This window comes from Uliginosibacterium sp. sgz301328 (assembly GCF_041807905.1).
Classification (GTDB): domain Bacteria; phylum Pseudomonadota; class Gammaproteobacteria; order Burkholderiales; family Rhodocyclaceae; genus JBGVSA01.
Window position 1 is genome coordinate 1 of sequence record NZ_JBGVSA010000004.1, and the last position, 16,825, is coordinate 16,825.

11 protein-coding genes are annotated in these 16,825 nt (G+C 64.1%); 4 read left to right on the forward strand and 7 right to left on the reverse strand.

Translation table 11 applies throughout. From position 1 onward, the window contains the following. The 3 genes from ACDA63_RS03965 to ACDA63_RS03975 form a co-directional block, all read right to left on the reverse strand. Positions 1-4,607, reverse strand: a 4,607-nt coding sequence (locus tag ACDA63_RS03965) for an autotransporter outer membrane beta-barrel domain-containing protein (RefSeq protein WP_373661883.1), incomplete at its 3' end; no start/stop codon positions are given. A gap of 547 nt (positions 4,608-5,154) precedes the next feature. Continuing rightward, on the reverse strand, positions 5,155-5,709 hold the full coding sequence (locus ACDA63_RS03970; protein WP_373661884.1) for a hypothetical protein: 555 nt from the start codon (positions 5,707-5,709) through the stop codon (positions 5,155-5,157). A 678-nt stretch (positions 5,710-6,387) separates the two neighbouring features. Continuing rightward, positions 6,388-6,792, reverse strand: a complete 405-nt coding sequence (locus tag ACDA63_RS03975; RefSeq protein ID WP_373661885.1) for a GFA family protein — start codon at positions 6,790-6,792, stop codon at positions 6,388-6,390. 291 nt (positions 6,793-7,083) lie between these two features. Here ACDA63_RS03975 and ACDA63_RS03980 point away from each other — a divergent pair, with 291 nt between their 5' ends. Continuing rightward, positions 7,084-8,742 (forward strand): alpha/beta hydrolase, encoded by a 1,659-nt coding sequence (locus ACDA63_RS03980; RefSeq protein WP_373661886.1) that lies wholly within the window; start codon positions 7,084-7,086, stop codon positions 8,740-8,742. A 10-nt stretch (positions 8,743-8,752) separates the two neighbouring features. Here the strand turns inward: ACDA63_RS03980 and purT are convergent, their stop codons facing one another. The 4 genes from purT to ACDA63_RS04000 form a co-directional block, all read right to left on the reverse strand. Beyond that, on the reverse strand, positions 8,753-9,970 hold the full coding sequence (gene purT / locus ACDA63_RS03985; protein ID WP_373661887.1) for a formate-dependent phosphoribosylglycinamide formyltransferase: 1,218 nt from the start codon (positions 9,968-9,970) through the stop codon (positions 8,753-8,755). 90 nt (positions 9,971-10,060) lie between these two features. Further along, on the reverse strand, positions 10,061-11,503 hold the full coding sequence (locus ACDA63_RS03990; RefSeq protein WP_373661888.1) for an amidohydrolase family protein: 1,443 nt from the start codon (positions 11,501-11,503) through the stop codon (positions 10,061-10,063). A 75-nt stretch (positions 11,504-11,578) separates the two neighbouring features. After that, the gene (locus ACDA63_RS03995) at positions 11,579-12,613 is read right to left on the reverse strand and encodes an ABC transporter substrate-binding protein (RefSeq protein WP_373661889.1); all 1,035 of its coding nucleotides are present in this window, start codon (positions 12,611-12,613) and stop codon (positions 11,579-11,581) included. 47 nt (positions 12,614-12,660) lie between these two features. Next, a complete protein-coding gene (locus tag ACDA63_RS04000) occupies positions 12,661-13,770 on the reverse strand; it encodes a ring-opening amidohydrolase (RefSeq protein ID WP_373661890.1) in 1,110 nt (369 codons plus the stop codon). 110 nt (positions 13,771-13,880) lie between these two features. Between ACDA63_RS04000 and ACDA63_RS04005 the strand changes: the two genes are divergently transcribed. From ACDA63_RS04005 to ACDA63_RS04015, 3 genes are all read left to right on the forward strand, one after another. After that, a complete protein-coding gene (locus tag ACDA63_RS04005; protein ID WP_373661891.1) occupies positions 13,881-14,810 on the forward strand; it encodes a LysR family transcriptional regulator in 930 nt (309 codons plus the stop codon). A 152-nt stretch (positions 14,811-14,962) separates the two neighbouring features. Then, entirely contained in the window at positions 14,963-15,790 is an 828-nt protein-coding gene (locus ACDA63_RS04010; RefSeq protein WP_373661892.1) for a cysteine hydrolase family protein, read from the forward strand. Next, positions 15,787-16,818, forward strand: coding sequence for an ABC transporter substrate-binding protein (locus tag ACDA63_RS04015; RefSeq protein ID WP_373661893.1), 1,032 nt, complete (start codon positions 15,787-15,789; stop codon positions 16,816-16,818). The genes ACDA63_RS04010 and ACDA63_RS04015 overlap by 4 nt, the downstream gene beginning before the upstream one ends. The last annotated feature ends 7 nt before the right edge of the window (positions 16,819-16,825 follow it).

A 16,825-nucleotide genomic window follows, 5' to 3' on the forward strand; every position in this document is an offset into this window, starting at 1 on the left:
GAGGCGGTCAGGCCGTTGCCATCCAGGCGCAGCGTCTCGCCGGCCATGCTCTTGGCGCGGATGCGCTGATACCACGAACCCTGGACGACGCTGTCGACATACCAGCCGGCGTCCGCCCGGTGCGTCCAGTAGCCGCCCAGCGAATGCACGTCCATCGAGGTCGAGCCCGCGCGCCCACCGTAGACGCCTTCGACATCGGCGTCGATGCGACCGAAGCCGGCGTACCAGCCTGCCACGTCGTTCTTCGCACGCAGCATGTCGATGCCGGCCTGCACGCCCGCCATGTCGTAATCGTAGGAGGCCCCTTCCTTCTGGAAATTCGACAGCCGGCCTTGCGGGTCATTGCCGCCACGGCCGGTCTTGCCCGTTTCACCGAACGCCCGCGCCCAGCCGTTCCACTCCTGTTGGCCGGGAACACCCTCGCCGATGCGATCGTGATAGGTGCCCAGCATTGCCAGGCCCATGCGGTTGGCCAGCGCCGGTACGACATTGGCGACGGCCACTTCGTCACGATAGTTGGGCAGTTCCGGGGTCGGCTCGCTCGGCGTGGGCGGGGTGACTTCACCGGGGGTCGGCTCGCCGGGCGAGGGTGGTGTGACGTCCTCCGGCTCGTAGGTCGAACGCAGGTACCAGTCGCCGACATAGCTGCCGTCACGTCCGCCCGCATACAAGGTGTAGTCGTACGCGCCGGCCGAGATGCGGCCTTGCTGCGTGAAGGCATCGGTGCTGGCGTTGGCCGCATCGATCAGCGGGATCCCGTTGCCGGTGGTCATCGCGCCGAGACCGCCCGCGTTATTCACCGCCACGCGCGTGCTGCCACTGACCGCTCCGGTGATCGCCAGCGTATCGGTGGGTGAATCGTCCGCCCCCAGTTGCGTGTTCATGACGAGCAGACCGTTGTTGCCGGTGTAATCACCATCGATCGTCAGCTTGTGGCCGGCATCACTCCAGTCCCAGGCGATCGTGCCCGCATTGGTGACGGCCCCCGTGATGGTGCCGCCCTGGGCGTGTTGCAGGGTCGAACCGGCGTTGATGGCCACATCCCCCGTCACGGCCAGTGTGGCCGGGCTGATCAGGGTCGAGGCGTTGGTCAGTACCAGACCTTGGAGCGAGTCATCCGGGTTGCTACCCGTGCCCGTCGTCAGCGTGCCATCGGCGAGTGTCACCGCCGAGCCGTCGACCGTGACAGTCTGCCAGTTCAGCAGGTTGGCGCCCGTCACCGTCTGGGTCGTGTCGAGGAAGGTGAGCTTGTTGGTGCCGGCGCCCGATGTGCCGAGGATGTCCGTGACGTTGCTGTCATCAGCGTTGCCGCCGTCGAGATAGGTCACGCCGGAGATGTCGGCATTGCCCTCGATGGTGATGCTGTCATCGCCGTTACCCAGGCGCACCGCACCCCTCAGCTTGGAACCGCTTTCCATCGTGACGATGGCATTGCCGTCTGTGTCTCGGATGGCGGTGCCGGAAGCGGCGGACACGTCGGCGCCATCCAGGAGCGCGATCGCCACGGATGCGCCCGCGAGTGTCCCGGTGGAAATCCCCGCTTCTGTGCCGCCGACCACGGTCCCCGCCACTTCGACGGTGGTGGAACCCGCGCCGCCGTTGGCAACCTCGATGCCAGACATGCCGCCCACAATGGCGCCGGCGCTCTGCGTGAGCGTCAAATCCTTCGTGAAGGTGTCACCGACGACAACGATGCCGTTGCCATATGTCCCCGTGACGTCACCCTTGATAATGACGTCCGTTGTGCCGGTGCCGTAATTCACCGCCTGAATGCCGTTGTAACTGCCAATGACGGTCCCGCCGCTTTGGGCGACGGTCATTCCTGTGGTAGTTGAGCCGCTGCTGGCCTCGATGCCGGCGAAGCCATCGCCCGAAACGTCGCCGGCGGTGCTGATGTAAGTAGCTCCTGTTCCCAGGTTGTAAGCCAGGATGCCACTTGTGGTGCCTGCTATGGTGCCGCCGCTTTGTGTAACCGTCAGATCGGTAGTCTCCGATCCGCCCATGGCATTGATGCCGTAGCTGTACGTGCCAGTGACATTGCCTGCGACGTCTACGCTTGTCGCGCCCGTACCGCCATTGTTGACGACGATGCCAGTGGTGCCTGAGATGCTTCCGGCACTTTGCGTAACCGTCAAATCTGTCGAGGAATTGCCACTGTAGGCGCTAATGCCGTCGCCGTACCTGCTGCCGATGTCGCCAGCGGTGTCGATGCTTGTCGCGCCGATACCTGCGTTGTAAGTCCAGATTCCATAGTTGTTACTCGTGATTGTCCCGGCGCTTTGAGTGACCAACAGCCCGGTCGAGGCATCATTACTGTAGGCAGTAATACCCGTACCACTTGTGGCAGTGATGTCGCCCGCCACGGTGACGTTCGTTAACCCTGCGCCACCGTTCTCGGCATAAATGCCAAAGCCGCTGCCAGTGATCGACCCACCACTTTGAGTGACGGTTAAGTCCGTCGTCGCTGCACCGTTTTGCGCGTATATGCCAGAGCCGTTGATGCCGTTGCCCGTGACGTTGCTGGCCACACGGATATTCGTTGCGCCGGTGCCATTGTTAGTGGCATAGATGCCAGAGCCACCGGAGATGGTCCCGCTGCCCTGGGTAATCGTCAGGCTCGTCGCCGAACCGCTGTTCATGGCAGTGATTCCTGCATCATTCTGGCCGGAGACATCGCCTGCGACGTCGATGCTGGTCGCGCCCGCGCCGCCGTTCACGGCCATGATGCCGGTCGCGAAACCGGAGATCGTCCCTTCGGTCTGGGTGACGACCAAATCCGTGCTTTCCTGACCGTTGGTGGCAAAAATACCGTTGGCGTCAGTGCTGGTAACATCGCCTGCCGCGCTGATGCGAGTAGCACCATGGCCAAGGTTGTGAGCGAAGATGCCGCTCTTCTTGCCCGCGATGCTCCCATCGGACTGGACCATCGTCAGATCCGATGCCGACGAACTGAGTGATGCATAGACTCCGTAGTCGGCCTTTCCCGTGACATCGCCCGACACACTGATGTTCGTGGCACCGCTGCCGTCATTGATGACGTCGATACCGGTCTTGCCCGAGATCGTTCCGCCGTACTGCGTGACCGTCAGATCCGTGGCGTTCTGTGTATTGACAACGTAGATGCCATCGGCATATTCCGCTATCACATCGCCGGCGATGTTGATAGTCGTCGCCCCAGTGCCCTCGTTGTAGGCATGGATGCCCTTGTTGCCCGATATGGTCCCGGCACTTTGAGTGATCGTCAGGTCTGTCGTGGTAGAACCGTTGACGGCGTAGATTCCGGTGTTGTTCAGGCCGGTGACATCGCCCGCGACGTTGATGCTTGTTGCTCCGGTACCACTATTACTGGCGTTGATGCCATAGATGTTGCCGGTGATGGTTCCACCGGTTTGCTCAATGATCAGGTTGGATGAATTCACGCCGTTGCGGGCGTAGATGCCAGTGTCCATTCTTCCCGTGACGTCACCCGCGGCGCTGACATTCGTCGCGCCGGCGCCTTCATTCTGGGCCGAGATGCCTCGATAAGAGCCTATGATGCCGCCGGCGCCTTGAGTGATCGTCAGGTCCGTGGCGGACGCGCCGTTGTACGCGTCGATTCCATACATCCCAGCATTGATGTTGCCTGCGGCGCTGACACTCGTCGTGCCGGTGCCCCAGTTGTAGGCGACGATGCCCGTCTCGAAGCTACCAGCGGTGATGGTCCCGCTGCTTTGCACGACCGTCAGATCCGTGGCCCTTGAGTCGTTGGCAGCATAGACGCCGGACATCATCCCGGTGACGTCACCTGCCACAGTGACATTCGTTGTGCCGGTGCCACTATTCTGAACAGAGATGCCATTGTTCTGGGCACTGATAATGGTCCCGCCGCGTTGCACGACCGTCAGATCCGTGGTCGTCGCGCCGTTGTAGGCCGTGACGCCTGCTTCAGCCGCTTTGATGACGCCTGCAACGTCGACGGTGGTTGAGCCGGTGCCAAGGTTGTCAGCACGGATGCCATCGTCCTGGTCGCTGGTGATGGTCCCCCCGGTCTGCGTAACGGTCAGATTCGTGGCAGTCCGACCGTTGTAGGCGTAAACGCCTGCGAGATTTGTTCCGGCGACATCGCCCGCGACGCTGACGCTCGTAGCGCCAGTTCCGGCATTCTCGGCGTCGATGCCGTTAGTGGCTCCGACAATGGTCCCGGCGTTCTGGACAACCGTCACGTCCGAGGCGGCCGATCCGTTCGAAGCGTGAATCCCCGCACCGCTTGCGGAGGTGATGTCTCCCGAGTTTTGGCTCACCGTGATGCTGCCCGCACCGATGGTGGTGACCTTGATGCTCGTCCCGGACGATGCGATGTCGGCGCTGCTGTTGACGACGATGTCTCCCGGACCCGCGATGGCGAGGCCGCTGGTGATCGTGCCCGAACACTCATAGACCGTGCCTGTCGCCGAGCAAGCCGACCAGGCTGGGGCCGACGATGTCAGCATCACCACGCCAAAGACAGAGGTCAGTGCAACCGAAGCCACGCCGAGGGAAGCCCGTTTTCCGCGAGCGGTGGAAATTTCGGACGCGACCGCCCACGTGCCGGACGCCTCGTTCCAGATCACTCGATATTGCTTGTTCATTCGTTAGCCCCAGTTAGCCGTGCTGCGACCCGGAAAACGCACTTGCGGGGACCGAGACAACACCATGTCGGAACTGAGATGCTATGAATGGATGACCAGAAAAAACTGATTCAAATCAGAATGTTCGGGTGAATTGACTGTGTATTTCGATAGCTACGCGAGATCCGGCTAGATGTGAAGCGATGTCTGTCTGACGGGCCGGACAGGTCTGAGTAAACGGTGACCTCTCCGTGGTTTTTCGCCACAAGCGCGCACGAATGTGCGGAGTACGCGAGGCATCGCTGCCACGCACCTGGGGCGTTGTGCGGATTCGTCGCAGGACGGTCACATGACGGGAAAACGTTGCCCGACGCCATGGTGGCCGGTGGTCATTGCCGGGCGGCAGGCTCGGTTGGTCTTGATGATCCGGGCAGTGCGTCGGTGTTGGACCCAGAAGGCCGATACGTCGCGCCCGCTTCAGCGGACCGGGGGCGGGAGCGCGCCGGACGAGGACGCCGGCGCGGCGAGAGTCTCTTCGCGGGGCAAGGTGCCGCGCGAGGAGGCATGTTCAGTCCTGCAACAGACTTGTCATCAGCAGGGCGACGGGCAGGCCGGCGACGAAATAGGCCATGGTCAGCGACACGAAAAAGTGATTGACCATGTTCCGGCCAATGAGAGTCTTCGCCGCCCTGTTGAACCTCACTGCCCGGCTTTGTGCGCCCTGTCCATTGACGCGGTATTCGGTGTCGATCCACGCATAGTCGCCCATGGCAAAGCCGGCCAGTTCGAGCATGCGATCGGTATTGGTCCGATCGAAGTTCGCGTTCGGCGAAATGCCGGCGACGCCCTGCCGGAAGTACGCGGACCGCGGGCTGCGTTCGACCGTGTCGGCACCGGCGGCCGTACGCTCTCTGCTTGCGGAATCGAAATCGAAACTCAGGTCCGGAAAGACATATATCGGACGCCCCTTGTGCCGAAAATCGTGCAGCGCACGATCAGCGTCGCGACTCCAGTTCGCGTCGTCCGGAATCACCATTTCGCCCCGGCTGTTCATTTCCATGCGATACGCCGGCGCGGCAGGTGCGCTACGAATAAAGGTCTGGTCTGCGCGGATAGCCGCCATTTCAATCTCCCGTCAGTAGTGAATAAGCCAAACCTCGGTCGTGCCAGGTCGACGAAGACATTCCGCCAGGGCGCGCCCATGCCCGCAGAGCAGTGCATGATGTCGTTGCCGGTCATGCGCATGACATGAAGTCAAATCGCTGTGCCGACGTGGCAAGCCGCTGGTTGTTGCCGCATTCCCGGCGGTCGTGGACTGTCAAAGCCCGCAAGCCGGGGAGTGTGTCGTCGGTCGATGGAAGGATGGGCTCGCGCGCGGGCCAGACCTCACCGGACACGCCGGTGCCGAAGACAACAATGGGCTGGATGATTCCGTTTCGATGTTGTCAGGAGCGGTCACTCTCGACATGGCGGCTCTCGCTGCCCGCGGCCTCTGTCAGGGCCGCGACGGAATGCATCCGATAATTCAGTGGCCTCTCATGACGAGAGTGCCGCTGTCAGAATGCCGACAGAGATGTGTAAGAGGTCGCAATTCTGACGGTCGGCCAAAGGGCGTGTCGAGGCTTGTGGCCCGAGCTTTTGACCTGGATAAATTGCATGGATGAAGGTGTTTTCCGGTATCCGCGATTCATGCAAGGAAACGTCCGAACAATGCAAATCTCCGTGACGTCACGACTATTTCTGCACGAAGACTCACCGACGGTCAGCGTCGCGACCGTTCGTACGGCGCCCTGCCAGCGCGTCAAAGATGCCGGATTTCGTCGGGTACCTTGGCCCAGTTGTCGTCTCGCCCATCGGCGTACCTGACAGGCGCGGCAATCAGCTCGCGTAGATCGACATCGTCCAGGCAACTGACCTGTATGGCGACGTAATGCCCGCCGACCTGTTCGACATACCCGCGTGCGAACGGGCGCACGCCGCAATGACGACAGAACAGGTGGTGTCCGACCTTGTGCCCGAACTGGTAGTCGGCCAGCGCTTCTTCTCCGGCAAGCAGTCGGAACGCCGCCGGCGCGACGATGACATTCCAGTTGCGCGTCTTGGTGCAGATCGAGCAATTGCACTTGTTCGTGCCCGCGCTCAAGTCGATATCGGCTTCGAATCGTACGGCGCCGCAATGGCAACTGCCGTGGTAGGTCTTCAACATGGTCGCCTCGTCGCGTCTGCGGTGAATGTCCGGGATTGTACGAAGACTTGGCCGCCCGAGCGCGGTGCTGCCATCGAACCGCCCAAATCGCCCGTACGCCATTGCCCCAAAGACCGGTATCGTGTTCGTCCTGCGGCCATGAAGGGCGTTGCCGGGCAATCGACGGGCAATTTCCAGATGACCCTGTGGGGAGGCGCAAATCATCGCCTATGCTGATGCCATGGCCGACGTATTCCGCGGCGCTCGCAGCGTCGCACGGAGCAAGGCTGACCGAACCGCCAGAAGGTAACCATGCGACTGATACACAGTCTTTCCCATACCGGGCTGATCTTCGGCGCGCTGTTCTTTGCTGCGTCGATTACCCCCAGCCTGGTGCCACGCGCCTACGTGGAGCAGGGCATCCTGTCCGGCTTCTGCTTCGCCGTCGGCTACAGCGTCGGCGTTTTCCTGCGCTGGCTGTGGGCGTACCTGGAACTTCCCATTCCTCGCAGCACGCGCAAGAAACCGATCAAGTTCGCGCTGGCCGCCATCTGTGCGCTGGCCGTCGTATCGTCGGTATGGTTCGCACGTCCGTGGCTCGATTCGGTCCGCCTGGCCATGAACATGCCGCCCGTCGACGACATCTATCTGGTGCGCACGTTGCTGATCGCGCTCGCCACCTTTGCCGTGCTGATGGTCATCGGGCGCGTCTTCATGTGGCTGTCGGTCGGCGTGGCTCGCCGTGCGCGTTCGTGGATGCCACGGCGCGTGGCCAACGTCATCGGCGCGGCGTGCGCGGCGCTGTTGTTCCTGTTCGTCGCCAATGGCGTCATCGTCAAAGGTGCGTTGCGGGTGGTGGATGCTTCGTTTCGGCAGGCCGATGCGCTGATCCCGCCCGACAGCACGGCACCGACCCTGCCTTCCGTCACCGGCAGTACCCTGTCGCTCGTCGACTGGGACAAGCTCGGCAGGGCGGGCCGCGATTTCGTCGTCTCCGCACCCGACGCCGCCCGTATCAGCAGCTTCACAGGGCGTGCGGCGCGCACGCCGATCCGCGTCTACGTGGGACTGCCGGCCGGCGATTCGGCGCGCGAACGGGCGCACCTGGCCTTGAAGGAACTCCTGCGTGTCGGCGGCTTCTCGCGCAAGGCGCTGGTCATCATCACACCCACCGGCACCGGCTGGGTCGATCCGGGGGCCATCCTCAGCCTTGAATACCTGTACCGCGGGGACGTCGCCAGCGTGGCGATGCAGTACTCGTACCTGCCAAGCCCGCTGTCGCTGCTGGTCGAACCCGGCTACGGGCAGGACGCATCGCGCGCGCTGTTCGACGAAGTCTACGGCTACTGGAAAACCTTGCCCAAGGCGGATCGGCCCAAGCTCTACCTTCATGGCCTGAGCCTGGGCGCGATGAATTCCGAGCGCGCCGTCGATGCCTTCGAAATGCTCGGCGACCCGATCAACGGGGCCATGTGGAGCGGGCCGCCGTTCTCCAGCACGCACTGGCGTGCGCTCACCGACGGGCGCAACGCGGGCTCGCCCGCGTGGCTGCCGGAATTCCGCGATGGCAGCCTCGTGCGCTTCATGAACCAGAACGGGACCCGGGTCCCGGCGGACGCCCCGTGGGGGCCGATGCGGCTGGTCTACCTGCAATACGCCAGCGATGCCGTCACCTTTTTCGATCCGCACGACGCCTGGCGCGCGCCGGACTGGATGTACGAGCCGCGCGGGCCGGACGTATCGCCTTCCCTGCGCTGGTACCCGCTGGTCAGCATGTTCCAGTTGGCGCTCGACATGCTGCTGGCCGACGGCGCGCCGATGGGCTACGGCCACGTCTTCGCGCCATCGCACTACATCGACGCGTGGTTGCTGGTGACGGGCATCGCGGATTGGCCGCCCGCAGACCTCGCACGGCTCAAGCAGATGCTCGACCAGCAACGCCTGCAGGCGATACAGGCCCTGCGTGATTGATGTGGCGCGCTCAGTCCTTGACGGGCTTCACCTTGCTCGCCGCCAGTTTGGCGCGCGAACGCGCTTCATCGACCGTATCGGCACCGGCAACGGCCACGCCCATGCGCCGCTTGGTGAAGCTCTCCGGCTTGCCGAACAGGCGCAGGTCCGATTCCGGTACGGCCAGCGCTTCGGCGACGCCTTCAAAGGCAATGCCGGCTTTTTCCATGCCGCCGTAGATCACGGCCGATGCACCGGGCCGCGTCAGGCGGGTATCCACGGGCAAGCCGAGGATGGCGCGCGCGTGCAGTTCGAATTCAGACAGACGTTGCGTGGCGAGCGTCACCAGTCCGGTGTCGTGCGGGCGCGGGCTTACTTCCGAGAACCACACCTCGTCGCCCTTCACGAACAGCTCCACGCCGAAGATACCGCGCCCGCCCAGGGCATCCGTCACCGCATGGGCGACCTTGCGGGCGCGCTGCAGCGCGACGGGCGACATCGCCTGCGGCTGCCACGATTCGATGTAGTCGCCGCTGGCCTGCACGTGACCGATGGGCTCGCAGAAGAAGGTTTCCACCTTGCCGGAGGCGCCGACCGCGCGCACCGTCAGTTGGGTGATTTCGTATTCGAACGGGACGAGCGATTCCACGATCACGCGCGCTTCTTTCACGCGACCGGATTCGAGCGCGTAGTTCCACGCCGGTTCGACGTCCTGCGGACCGCGCAGCAATGACTGTCCCTTGCCGGACGAAGACATCACCGGCTTTACGAAACACGGGTAGCCCACGCCGCCTTCGATGGCCGCCTGCAATTCCGCCAACGAGCCGGCAAAGGCGTACCTCGACGTCGGCAGACCGAGTTCTTCTGCCGCAAGCCGCCGGATGCCCTCACGGTTCATCGTCAGTTGCACGGCGCGCGCGGTGGGGATCACCTCTGCGAGCTGTTCGCGTTCGACGTCGGCAAGCACCGAGGTCGCCAGCGCTTCGATCTCCGGCACTACCAGATGTGGCCGCTCGGCCTCGATCAGTGCGCGCAGCGCCACCGGGTCGGTCATGTTGATCACGTGCGACCGATGGGCGACCTGCATGCCCGGCGCGTTCTCGTAACGGTCAACGGCGACGACTTCCACGCCCAGCCGCTGCAGCGCGACGATGACTTCCTTGCCCAGCTCGCCCGCCCCAAGCAGCATGACCTTGGTGGCCGAAGGGCTCAGCGGTGTGCCGATGCGTGAAAGGTGAGATGAGGTCATGGCGGATTCCGTAAGCGGCTGAACGATGCGAGGACCGAATGGTACCGCGCAACGCGGTCCCCCGCAGACGGCGGAATCAGGGCGCGACCCTCAGCAGCAGTGCGAATAGTGTCGGGCCAGTTCGCCGTCGAGCGCGCGCACGGTCGTGCGCCACGCGGTATCGCCGGGCAGCGCTGCGCGCAGGCGGGCGGTGAGTTCCTGCATCAGCGCCGGGTAGTCGACGCCCAGTACGCGGCCCTCGTGCACCAGCGTGCGGCCTTCGACGATGACTCGATGGATGTGGCCGGCGGTGGCGCGGGCCAGCACGTAGTCCAGCACCGGCACGTCGTCGAACAGGCGATCGTCCATCAGCGTGCGGCCATCGAGTACGAGCAGGTCGGCACGCGCGCCCGGCGAGAGTGCGGCGTCGGTCTCGATGCCGCTGACGGCGTAGCGGCCTTCTTCACTGGCGATGCGCCACGCGTCCGCGTGAGAGAGCGTCGTGTCATAGCCCCAGCCTTTGTGCAGGTGATGCAGCAGGCGCAGTTCGCGCAGCGCGTCGTCGTCTTCATCGAGCGCCAGTCCGTCCAGCCCCATCGCGATACGGCAGCCCGCCGCCTGCATGGCTTGCACCGGCGCGATGCCGGAGCGGATGCCAAGGTTCGACCCGGTATTGACCGAGATGCGTGCGCCCGCTTCGGCGATCAGCGCGAGTTCGTCCGGGCGCGCCCAGGTGCAGTGCGCGAGCGTAAGCCGCGGGCTGAGCAGGCCGATGTCGCGCAGGTAGTGGACGATGCCTTGCGGAAAGTGCGCGTCGGCCCATTCACGTTGATAGCGCGTTTCCAGCAAGTGCATGTGCACCTGGCGGCCGTTGGCGGCCGAAGCCCGCGCAATGGCGCGCAATAGCGCATCCGAACACCACTGGACACCCGTGGGCCCGTACTGCACGTTGAATCCCGGCCCGTGACAGGCCGTGGCAATCTCATCGACGAGTGCCAGTTGCGACGCGGGCGACGCGGGGGCTTTACCAAAGCGCGGTTCGAGCTGCGCGCGCAGCGCGGCGGGCAGGCTGGCAAGCATTGTCGCGTCGTCGACGTAGGCGACGTTCTGCCGGTCGCGCATGGCCACCGCAAAGCCGACGCGCACGCCGACATCGCGTGCGGCGCGTGCGACCTGAGTGGCTTCTTCCACCAAGGGCACCAGTCCCTGAATGCGCGTGTAGTGCACCATCACGCGACCGGCGCCGCGCAGGGCGGAGCGGGCCAGCGACGATGCCGCCGCAAGGTACGCGTCCACACCGGGCACCACGCCCAGATACATCAACCACGATTCCAGCGGCCGGTCGAATGCGCCCAGCGTGCTGGAGCGCACCGCGCGGGCGTGGTCGTGCGCGTTGCACAGGCCGGGCAGCGCGATGAGTTCGCGCCCGTCCTGCACTGCTGGCAACAGCGAGGTGAACCGTCCGTCCTGCCAGGCGATGGCGCCGCCGCGCTGTTCTGGTTCTTGCCCGGGCCGCGCCAGCAACCAATCGGCGATGAATTGTCCTGTGTACATGTGAAGGCTCCTGCGTTAAAGCCCACATCTCGCGCGGAGATGTGGGCTGCCCGTTTCACTGCTGATGGTGTGGCTTCAGAAGGGAGTCTTAAGCATGCGTTCCGCCTTGGGCGGCAGGAAGCTGCGGTTGAACACTTCCGACGGCGCCGGGCTGCGCGGCAGGCCATAGCTCTCATCGAGCTGCGCGATGGCGCGCGTCATGCGGGCGTCATCCACGTCGCCAAGGCCGATGTTGTCCGTCTCGGGCGTGACCATCAACGACTTGACCGTGTATTGCAGGCGACGCTTTTCAATGTCCTTGTCGATCAACGGCTCGTTCTTCGCGAGGTTGTCGATGCAGGCATCGGTCTGCGCAACGCATTCCTTCACCGCGCGATTGATCGCACGCACCAGCCCCGTCACCGCTTGCGGCTTGTCTTTTGCGAGCTGGCGCGACACCAGCACGCCGTTGCTGTACAGGTCCAGTCCGTGGTCGTTGTAGTAGATCCAGCGGATGTCCCGGTCCGGGTCGACCTTCATCGCCACGAGGTTCATGTAGCTGGTGGCCGAGAATACCGCGGAGGCGTCCACCTGACCGCGCAGCAGCATCTGCTCCTGCAGGTTGGGCGCCATGTTGATCCACGTGACCTTGCCGTCGTCGATGCCGTTTTTCTTCGCCAACGCGGTGAATACCTTCAGCGCGGCGGCGCCGGCGGGCGAGCCGAGCTTCTTGCCTTCCACGTCCTTGAGCGATTTGATCGGGCTGTCGGCCTTGGCGATCAGCGCGAAGGGCGCGCGGTTGTAGAACATGTACACCATCACCGGTGTCTGCTCGGGGCGCACGGCAGCGTTCTGCACGATGGCGTTGATGTCGCCGAAGCCGGCCTGATAGGCGCCGGTCATCACGCGCGTCACACTCGCCGCCGAACCTTCGCCCTGGTCGATGGTGACGTCGAGCTTCTCGTTTTTGAAATAGCCCTTGTCCAGCGCCCAGTAGAACCAGGCGTGCACGCCCTGGATCTTCCAGTCGAGCGTGAACTTGATCTTGGTGGTTTCCTGCGCCACAGCGGGCGGAGCCGCGACGACGCCGAGCGCGAGGCTGACGGCGAGAGCGGTGAGTGCGCGTTTCATATGCATCCTTTCGGGAACGCAAGGGGAGGGAAAAATTCGCGGCGCCATCAGGCCCGCAGGATCAGAGCAAACGGGCCGCCGCCAGCGGGGCCCTGATGTTCGGCGCCACCCGACACGTACAGCGCGGTATCGCCCAGCACCGAAGCCAGTGCTGCGCCCACCGCCGCGCGCGCATGCCGCGTGGCGTTGATGTCGGAGTCATCGAGCATGGTGTGGCGCGCGCCGCGAATGCGCCCGTCAGGTGAGGCTTCGGCCTTGGCGAAAACGTTGACCATCCGCTCGCGCAAGGCCTGCGGATGACGGTCGGGGTCGATGGCGAAGTCCTCGCGTAAGCAACGGCGCAGATCGCTTACGTCAACGGCGTCCCGCATCAGCCCATGTGCGATCACATACTCGCTGTGCGCGGCTTCGCTCATGCCCAGCACGATGACCACGTTGTTGTCGAGTTCGATGCCGGCAGAGGTCGACGCTCGCGCCGAATAACGGGACCAGTCGTGCTGGATGTGCTCGTCGCGTAGCGCTGCGGCGTCGATTTCGTTCAACGCACAGGCCACGCCCAAAGCCGAAGCGGCCCGCGAAGCGCCCATCGATTCATAGGTGTCGCGCGTGACGGTGTCGCAGCCCCGTAACTGTGCGTCGCGCATCTTTCCGGCCGTCAGCAGCGGGCACTTGATCTGCACGAAGTGCACGTCGTCGATCGAGCCGATACCGGCGTCGCGCATGGCCTCTGCCACCGCGTCGGCCGTGGCGTGCACTTGCGCGAGACGGCCGATTTCTTCCGGTGCGAAGTCACGCGTGAAGGCCACGCCCACGGCCAACCGCTTGCTGCGCGCAGTGTGGGGCGCGGGCTCCTGGCGTCGTGCAAACACCGTGAAGTGCGGTGACAGAACCCCTTCCGTGCCACCCGACATCACCAGTGCGACGCGTCCATGCACCGCAACGGGGTCGATGCCCAAACGCGGTGCAAGCAGTGCGCACCAAGTCTGTGTGGCGTAGTCGCGGGTGAAGTCGTTCACACAACCGTTGCCTTCTGTCTTGCCCATCACTGCGACGATGTCCTCGGCGCGCAGTGCACCGTTGTCCAGCAGAGTCTGCACGCCGGAAAGATCGCCCGGACCGCTGCACGGAATCTTGAAAACATCGACGCGCTGGGACATGTCGTGGCACCGCAAAAGAGACGAGACGGCATCAATCTTGCGTTGGCCGGTGCATCAATTCCATTGCCAAGTTCGCACCGATGCGTTCGCTTTCCGGCAACGCTCGATGCATGGCTCAACACTCTGGGCGTGCCATGTCCCTTCAGTACCTGCGCATCTTCAACTACATCGATGCCATCGCCCGCAGCGGTTCGATCCGCAAGGCGGCCGAGGCGCTGTTCATCACGCCTTCGGCGCTCGATCGCCGCTTGCAGGACCTCGAAGACGACCTGGGCGCCGTGCTCTTCGAGCGCCACGCGCGGGGCATGCGGCCGACGGCGGCGGGGGAGTTGTTCCTCAAACATGCGCGACATCAGCGTGCCGACTACGAGCGCCTGCGCACGGACATCGGCCATCTGCAGGGCCTGCATCGCGGCACGGTCAACATCGCGGCCAGCCAGGCGCTGGCGTTCTCGCTGTTCCCGGACGTCATCACGCAGTTCCGCCAAGGCAATCCGGGCATCAATTTCAGCGTACGGATCTGCGATCACACCAGCGTGATCCAGTCCTTGCGCGACTTCGAAGCCGACCTCGGACTGGTCTACAACGTGCAGCCCTCGGCCGACATCAGCCCCTTGCTGGAGGTCGAACAGCGCCTGTGCGCGGTGATGGCGGAAAGCCATCCGCTGGCACAGCAGCCAGACCTGCGCATGCGCGACTGCCTGCGTTATCCGCTGGCGCTGCCCGACGTGAGTCTGGGCGGGCGCATGTTGCTCGATGCGTTTTTTGCACGAAGTTCGCTGTCGCCCAACGTGGTGCTCGAATCGAACTCGTTCGAGATGCTGCGCAACTTCGTGCGCGGCAATGACGCCGTGTCATTCCAGATCCAGGTCGGCACGGCGCTGGCGCGCGTGCAGGACGGTGTCACCGCGCGCCACGTCGACGACCGCGGGCTGGGTTCGCGCCCGCTCACGCTGGCCCAGCTCAAGGGCCGCCATCTGCCACTGCCGGCGATGCGCTTTGCCCAGACACTCAGCGAGGTGTTGTCCGAAGCTGAGTAAGCCCGCTCATGCCGTGCCCGTACCGCGCCGTGTGGCGTGGTGGGGCCGCTGTTTTTCTCCGTTCCGAGCGTTGCCGAAAACGCAACGCTTCATTGAATAACCAGCAGCAGACCGAATCGCCCTGCCGCCTTACGCTGGAGCCCATGTCAGCCATGAACCCACCCTCTCGCCAAGCAACGCCCCATCGTTTTGGCGCCCGCCACAACGCGTGGCAGGGCGACACGCAGCAGGTGAGCCTGGTGCGCGAAGCCACGCCGCCGCGCCGCCTGCGCTTTGCCGCCGAGGACCGGGCCATGGAGATCGACCTTGGCCGCAGCGCCATCGTCGTGGTCGATATGCAAAACGATTTCTGCCATCCACAAGGCTGGTTCGGACAACGCGGCATCGACATCACCGCGTGCCGTCGTCCGATCCCCACGCTGTCGCGGCTGGTGCCTGCGTGGCGCGCGGCAGGCGGCCGCGTGCTGTGGCTCAACTGGGGCATCCGCGCCGACCGCGCCAATCTGCCGCCGACGATTCATTACAAGGCGACCGGTGGGGACCCGGCGGTGGTCGGGTACGGCGAGGTGTCGCCCGAGGACCATGGCCCTTCGTTGGTGCAGGGCAGTTGGGGCGCCGCGCTGGTCGACGGGCTCGACGCCGCGCCGCAAGACCTGCTGGTGCACAAGCATCGCCTGTCCGGTTTCTTCGACAGCGACCTGGACGGCGTGCTGCGCGCGCAGGGCATCACCACCTTGCTGTTCGCCGGCATCAACACCGACCGCTGCGTGTACTCAACGCTGCAGGACGCGGCCTTCCTCGGCTACGACTGTCTGCTGGTGCGCGATGCGTGCGATACGCCGTCGCCCGCGCACGTGACTGACGCCATTCATTTCCTCGTGCGCCTGCTGCACGGATTCATCACCGACAGCACGGCGCTGGCTGCCGCGCTGGACGCACTCCCTCCCCCGATCGACCCAACCATGAAGGACGCATCATGAAGATTGCCCGCTCCTGTTCGGCGCTGTTGTTCGCGCTCGTTGCTTCCGTGTCGCTGCTGCCCGGCGTGGCCAGCGCGCAGACCAAGATCAAGATGGTGCTCAACTGGAAGTACGAGGGCGCCCAGGCGTGGTTCTTCTACGCGCAGGACAAGGGCTACTTCAAGGCAGAAGGGCTCGATGTGCAGATCGACCAGGGCGAAGGCTCCGCCGCGTCCATTCCCAAAGTAGCCAGCGGCGCTTACAACGCCGGGTTTGGCGACATCAACGCGCTGATCGACCTGGCCGCCAAGCAGCCAGCCGTTGCGCCTGTCGGCGTGTACATGATCTACAACGTCACGCCCTTCGTCGTGGCGGTGAAGTCCGGCAGCCCGATCAAGACGCTCAAGGACCTTGAAGGCAAGAACATCGGCGGCCCCGCCAACGACGCTGCGCTCAAGCTCTTCCCGCTGGTTGCCAAGGCCGCGAAGGTGGACGCCTCGAAGGTGAGCATTACCAACATGGCGGCCAACCTGCGCGAGCCGATGCTGATGCGCGACCAGGTCGACGGCGCATTCGGCTACGCGCTGACGGTGGAATTCGCCGCCAAGGCGATCGGCATGAATCCGGACAAGGACCTTCGCTTCATCAACTACGCGGACTACGGCATCGACTCGTATTCCAACGCGGTGTTCTTCTCGCAGTCGTTCATCAAAGAGAACCCGAAGGCGGTGCAGGGCTTTCTGCGCGCGCTCAACCGCGCCATCACCGAAGTCGTCGCCAACCCCGACGCCGGCATGGATTCAGTGATGAAGCGCGAGCCGCTGCTCAAGCGCGACATCGAAAAGGAAAAGCTCATCGCCACCTTCAAGACGCAGATGAGCCACCCGGAGATCGCCAAGATCGGTTTCGGCGACGTGGATGAAGAACGCCTCAAGCGCAACATTGCCGCCGTCGTCGAACTCGGCAACCTGAGCCGTCCGCCCGCGCCGGTGGAAGTCTTCAATCGCAGCTTCCTGCCACCCCGAGCAGAACGCGCGACTGCTTTCTGAGCACTAC